The sequence below is a fragment of the Candidatus Poribacteria bacterium genome (assembly GCA_016866785.1).
In the GTDB taxonomy this organism is placed as follows: Bacteria; Poribacteria; WGA-4E.
This window is the reverse complement of sequence record VGLH01000181.1, coordinates 1-6,109: the sequence shown is the minus strand read 5'-3', so window position 1 is coordinate 6,109 and position 6,109 is coordinate 1. Positions and strand designations below refer to the sequence as shown.

At 66.7% G+C, this 6,109-nt stretch carries 5 protein-coding genes; all 5 read right to left on the bottom strand.

Annotated elements, in window-relative coordinates; all coding sequences use genetic code 11:
• Window positions 1-1,155: tryptophan synthase subunit beta (gene trpB / locus FJZ36_17605; protein MBM3216716.1), on the bottom strand; the 1,155-nt coding region annotated here is incomplete at its 3' end.
• Between the two features lie 24 nt (window positions 1,156-1,179).
• The gene (locus tag FJZ36_17600) at window positions 1,180-2,370 is read right to left on the bottom strand and encodes a redoxin domain-containing protein (protein MBM3216715.1); all 1,191 of its coding nucleotides are present in this window, start codon (window positions 2,368-2,370) and stop codon (window positions 1,180-1,182) included.
• 76 nt (window positions 2,371-2,446) lie between these two features.
• The gene (locus FJZ36_17595) at window positions 2,447-3,421 is read right to left on the bottom strand and encodes a ribose-phosphate pyrophosphokinase (protein ID MBM3216714.1); all 975 of its coding nucleotides are present in this window, start codon (window positions 3,419-3,421) and stop codon (window positions 2,447-2,449) included.
• Window positions 3,422-3,526: 105 nt separating this feature from the next.
• Window positions 3,527-4,132, bottom strand: coding sequence for a phosphoribosylanthranilate isomerase (locus FJZ36_17590; GenBank protein MBM3216713.1), 606 nt, complete (start codon window positions 4,130-4,132; stop codon window positions 3,527-3,529).
• A 22-nt stretch (window positions 4,133-4,154) separates the two neighbouring features.
• Complete coding sequence (gene sppA, locus FJZ36_17585) at window positions 4,155-5,915, bottom strand: signal peptide peptidase SppA (GenBank protein ID MBM3216712.1); 1,761 nt, start codon at window positions 5,913-5,915, stop codon at window positions 4,155-4,157.
• Between the last annotated feature and the right edge of the window lie 194 nt (window positions 5,916-6,109).

Genomic DNA, 6,109 nt, shown 5'->3' with positions numbered 1-6,109 from the left:
TCCCGTGTCCTTGTCGCCCCTGCCCGACAGGTTGACGACGATGACGGCGTCCTTGCCCAGCGCTGGGGCGAGTTCCGTCAGGTGCGCGACGGCGTGCGCCGATTCGAGCGCGGAGATGATCCCCTCGGTTCGGCAGAGGAGCTGGAACCCCTCGACCGCCTGGTCGTCCGTGACGGCGACGTACTCGGCGCGTCCCGTGGCGCGGTAGTAGGAGTGCTCGGGTCCGACGCCGGGATAGTCGAGTCCCGCCGAGATGGAGTGCGCGGGGGCGACTTGCCCATCCTCCTCTTGGAGCAGGTAGCACTTCGCGCCGTGGAACACGCCGACGGCTCCGGCGGTCAGCGATGCGGCGTGACGGGCGTTCAGACCCTCTCCGGCGGCTTCGACGCCGATCATCCGCACCGACGCGTCCTCGTAGAAGGGCGCGAAGAGCCCGATGGCGTTGCTCCCGCCGCCAACGCAGGCGACGAGCGCATCGGGCAGGCGTCCTTCGGCATCCAGAATCTGCTCGCGCGCCTCCACCCCGATGACCGACTGGAAGTCGCGCACGATCGTCGGATACGGGTGCCCCCCGACGACGGAGCCGATCAGGTAGTAGGTGCTCCGAACGTTGGTCACCCAGTCGCGGAACGCCGCGTTGATGGCGTCCTTGAGGGTGCGTGTGCCGGACGTGACGGAGATGACGTTCGCGCCGAGGAGCCGCATCCGAAAGACATTCAGCGACTGGCGGCGGATGTCCTCTTCGCCCATGTAGACTTCGCAGTCGAGTCCGAACAGCGCGCAGGCGGTCGCCGTCGCGACGCCGTGCTGTCCCGCGCCCGTCTCGGCGATGATACGCTTCTTGCCCATCCGCTTGGCGAGCAGCGCCTGACCGATGGCGTTGTTGATCTTGTGCGCGCCGGTGTGGTTGAGGTCTTCGCGCTTGAGGTAGATGCGCGCGCCGCCGAGGGCTTCCGTCATCCGAGCCGCGTAGTAGAGCCGCGAGGGCCTGCCGACGTACTGTCGGAGCAAGTCGCCGAACTCGCGCTGAAAGGACGGATCGGCGGACACCTCGCGGTACGCCTGTTCGAGCTCGATCATGGCGGGCATGAGCGTTTCGGGGAGATAGCGCCCCCCGAACTCGCCGAAGTGCCCGCGTTCGTCTGCCTGAAGCACTGGACTGCCCCCGATGGGTTCCGATCACTCGATGCCAGCGACGACGAGCGCGGCGCGGAGCTCCGCTTCCTCGCGCGCGCCGACGAAATGAGCCGATACGACGCCATCCCTGCCCACGATGACGACGGTGGGAATGCCCGTGACGCCGTACTGCCGAGCCACGGCTGACTCGACGTCCACCAGCGACGTGAACGTATAGCCGCTCTCGGTCATGAACTTCTGTGCCACGTCGGCGGGCTCGTCGTTGACGCCGAGGACGACCAAGCCCTTATCGGCGAGCTCCGCGTGCAGTTTCTGGACGTGCGGCAGTTCCATGCGGCAGGGCCCGCACCACGTCGCCCAGAAATCGATGAGAACGACCTTGCCCGCCAGCGACGAAAGCTGAACGCTCTTCCCGGCGAAGTCTTTGGCGGAGAAATCGGGGGCGGGAGAGCCGGTCAGGTTGACCTCCTCCATCTCGGGTCCGCCCAAGTCCTCGACGCGTTCTGCGTCCTCCGGGGGCTCGAACGCGAAGAGCTCGTCGGGCAGCTCCTCGCCAATGGACGCCGTGTCTACGGCGAGCGTCTCTTGCACCTCCACCTTCGATTCTTCGTCGGGAATGACGATGTGAACCTGCTGTTTCAGGACAAGGTGGGTCTTCGCGTCGATCCAGAGCGTCGTCGGGGAGATATCGACGACCTCCGGCGCGCCTTCCGGTCGGTAGTCCGCCTCGATGACGTGAACCGAATGGGGCACCTCGCCGAGCTTGAGGGTCTCGGCGCGGAGGTATCGGGCAGAGGGCGTGTCCTCGCCGACGGCGCGGAACTGGTCCAGCGCGGCGTCCACGAACCGTCGCGGGCGGATCTTCATCGCGGGAGCGTCTTCAGCCGTGTCGGACAAGTCCTCGCGCATGTAGACGTTCTCTTCGGGCAGGAAGATCCATGCGGACTCAAGATTGCCGACCACGACAAACCGCCCGAACGTGTTGACCGTCTCGGCGCGCGCCTTCGCGGAGCCGTCGGCGGCGAGGACGAGCGGCGTCTCGGTGCGCTCGGTCTGTTCGCCGATCTTCACATTCGTCGTCTGGAGCGCCTTGAGATGGAACCTGGACAGCTTGCCGTACGCGGACGCCATCTCGCGGAGCAACTGAACCGCATCCGGGCTGGGAGCGGGCGTTTCAGCGCGCGCTCCGGAACACAGCAACAGCGTTGCGAGGAGCACACCGACGTGACGCACGCCACACCTCCCTGGGCATGCCAGCCCGTGAGAACGTCCCATGCCGCTCTGCCGTTCCGGAAACCGGGCGTTCCGGTCAGACGGCGAACTCGAGTTGGTGATCGCTAAAGACCTTGCTCACCGATTCAAACGCGTGGATGTTGCGGATGACCGTCGCCAGCAGCGGCGCGATGCTGAGAACCGTCAGGTTGGGGATCGCCCGGCGCTTCGCGTCGGAGACCGGCACTGTGTTCGTGACGATCACCTCGCGGATGGACGGCGCGCTCAAACGCTCGGCGGCGTTCCCGACGAGAACGCCGTGCGTGACCGCGATGTAGGCAGGCTGAGCGCCTGCCCGCATCAGGGCGTCCGCCTGCTTGACGATGCTCCCGCCCGCGATGACGTCGTCCACGAGGATGGGCGTCTTCCCTTCGACCTCGCCGATGATCTCCAGCACCTCGACGTCCTGTCCGCCGACGCCGCTGCGCCGCTTGTGCATCAGCGCCAACGGCAGGTCGAGCGCCTGGGCGTACTTCTCCGCGAGCTTCGCTCTGCCCACGTCGGGGGACACGATGATCGCGTCTTGGAGCTTCTTCTCGCGCAGGTGCGAGACGAGGATCGGCGCGGCGGTCAGATGATCCATCGGGATATCGAAGAACCCCTGGATCTGCGCCACATGGAGATCGACGGAGACGACGCGGTCCGCTCCCGCCGTCGTGAGCAGATCCGCGACGAGGCGCGCCGTAATGGGCTCCCTGCCCGTGGACTTGCGATCCTGACGCGAGTAGCCGAAGTAGGGGATGACCGCTGTCAACTGCCCGGCGGACGCGCGACGGAAAGCGTCGAGCATCACCAGGAGCTCCATGAGCGTTTCGTTGACAGGCACGCAGGTCGGCTGGATGAGGAAGATGTCGGAGCCGCGTACGCTCTCCTCGATCTGCGCGTGCGTCTCGGAGTCCGGGAAGGTCGTGAGATGGATCGTGCCGAGGTCGACGCCGAGGATGTCGGCGACTTCGGCAGAAAGCCCCACGTGGGACCGCCCAGAGAAGAGACGCAGATCGCCGGAACGCATACGCTCCGCCGACGAACGCATGGCGCTTCCTCGCTTTCCGGTGGGTTCGAAGCGTCGGAGAGAGTGCGCCGCGACCTAAAGTATACCCGCCGGGCGGCGGCGGGTCTATTCGGATGCCGCCGCAATGAAGCGTCGGACGGCGTCGGCGTCTTTGACTCCCGGAGCCTGCTCGACGCCGGAACTGACATCGACGGCGTACGGCTGGGCGACGCGGATCGCCTCGGCGACGTTTTCCGGCGTCAATCCACCGGCGAGGATGACCGGTCCGTGCTGCCGCGCCTCGCGGGCGAGGTTCCAGTCGAACCGCGTGCCGGTTCCGCCGGGATCGCCCGGGACGTACGTATCGAGCAGGAAGGCGCTGACATCGTAGTCGGCAAGCGGGCGCTCGCGTCCGGGTCCGACGCGGAACGCCTTGACGATCCGTCCACCGAGCTGGCGGCAATAGCCCGGACTCTCATCGCCGTGGAGCTGCGCCACGTCGAGGCGGCACGCCCGCATCGTCTCGGCGACGACGTCGATCCGCTCGTTCACGAACACGCCTACGGTCGTGACAAACGGCGGGAGCGACCGGATGATCTCAGCAGCAACGGGCAGCGAGACGACACGACGGCTTCCCTGCCAGAAGTTGAAGCCCAGCGCGTGCGCGCCGGCGTCGACGCACATGAGCGCGTCGTCGAGGCTCGTGATGCCACAGACCTTAACGCGTGTCAGCGGAACCCTCCTCGGCTCCCGATCAGCGGATCGAGACGGGCAGGAGCGCCCACGCCCGTTCGAGCGCTGCGCGATCGAGAGCACGCGCGGCGCGCTCCCACGCCCGGAGCCCGAGCCAGTCGGCGCGGGCGCTCGCTCCTCCGAGGAGGAGCTCGAACAGCGACACCGGTTCCGGGAGCTCCAGCAGCTCGAACTTCGTGTCGGGCGAGTAGCCAGCGCGTTCCTTGGCGGTCTTGAAGGCGTCCGACAAGCCGCCCACCGTGTCCACGAGACCGTGGCTGAGCGCCTCCTTGCCGGTCCAGACTTTGCCTTGCGCCAACTCGTCCATCTCGGCGAACGTCTTCTCGCGGTCGTCCGCTGCCTTCGTCACGAACTCGCGGTACGTGTCGTCGATGAGCGCCTGGATGCGTTCGCGTTCGGAATCGGAGAAGGGAGCGCCCTCGTCGTCGATGGTGACGTTCTCGCCGCGCTTGAGAACCGTCTTGCGGACGCCGATCTTGTCGTAGAGCCCCGCGAACGAGAACTTGCCGCCGAACACGCCGACGCTTCCGGTGATCGTCCCTTCGCTCGCCAGCACTTCGTCCGCTGCCATCGCGACGTAGTACCCGCCGGACGCTGCCACGGAGCCCATCGACGCCACGACCGGCTTCGCCTGAGAGGTCTTCTTGACGGCGCGCCAGATCATGTCTGAAGCCTGTGCCGAGCCGCCCGGGCTGTCGATCCGCAGCACAACGGCTTTGACCGTCGGATCGTCCTCGGCTTCATTCAGGGCATCGACGATGTCATCGGCGCCGCAGAACCCGCCCATGCCGAGAGGGCTCGCCGATCCACCGGCAACGATGACGCCGGAAACGCGGATGAGCGCGAGTTTGTCGCGCCGGGATCGGTGCGTCGAGGGGCCCGATCCGGCGTTGGACAGCATCCGCAGGAGCCCTCGGAGTCCGCCGACTCGCTGCCGCGCCTTCGGCTGCCCTTCGTCGATCTCAATGTCTTCGTCCAGAACGTCCTCGATGCGGCTTTCGAGCTCGTCGGGGTAGATCAGGTCGTCCACCAGCTTCGCCGTCTGCGCCTCGCGCGCCGTGTAGGGCCCGCCGTCGATGAGCGACCGAACCTGTTCGCCGCTGAGCTTGCGTCCCGACGCGACGCCGTCCACGAGTTGACCGTAGAGATCGTCCAGCAGTCGGTCGTACATCTCGCGCGCTTCGGGTGACATCTCGGACTGCGTAAAAGGCTCGACGGCGGTCTTGTAGTTGCCGGCGCGGAGCAGGTCCGCGCGGACGCCGATCTTCTCCATCAGGTCGAAGTAGTGCGTCACCTGGACGGACACGCCGACCAGGTCCACCATGCCCAGCGGTGACAGGAGCACTTCGTCCGCGCCGGCAGCCGCCAGCAGGTAGGCGGATCCCGAATAGGCATCCGCGTACGCGACAACGCGCTTGCCCTCACGGCGCAGATCGCCCAGCGCAGAGACGATCTCCTGCGCGTCCGAGCGTGTCGGGAATGCGCCGTCCAGTCGGAGCAGCGCGCCTGCGACGTTCTCGTCCTCTGCCGCTGCCCGGAGCTGGCGGACGATCCGCCACACGTCGTGATCCGGTTCCTCGGTTCCCAGGAGTCCTGCGAGCGAGGAATCTGCCGGTTCGGCGACATCGACCCAAACGATCCGCCGAAGTCCGCTGCTCGATGGTCTCTCGGACGATCCGCAGGCGGAGCCGAGAGCGAGCAGCGCTGCGCAGACGAAGATCGCCAGTTTCGCAGTCACTGTCCTGACAGTACTTGCAGCCATGGGGCCCCCGTTCGGGTTACGCGGCGGATGCTACCATTGCCATACGGAGCCGGACAACTCGCAGAGCGAACCGAATTGACACGCGCCAAAGGCGGTTCTACGATTCGGGAGTCGCCGAAGCAGCGCCAACGCCACCATCGGAGGAGCGCATGCGCGAAGACCCGAAGCCGTCCGTTGGCGAGGCGTTCGCCCGT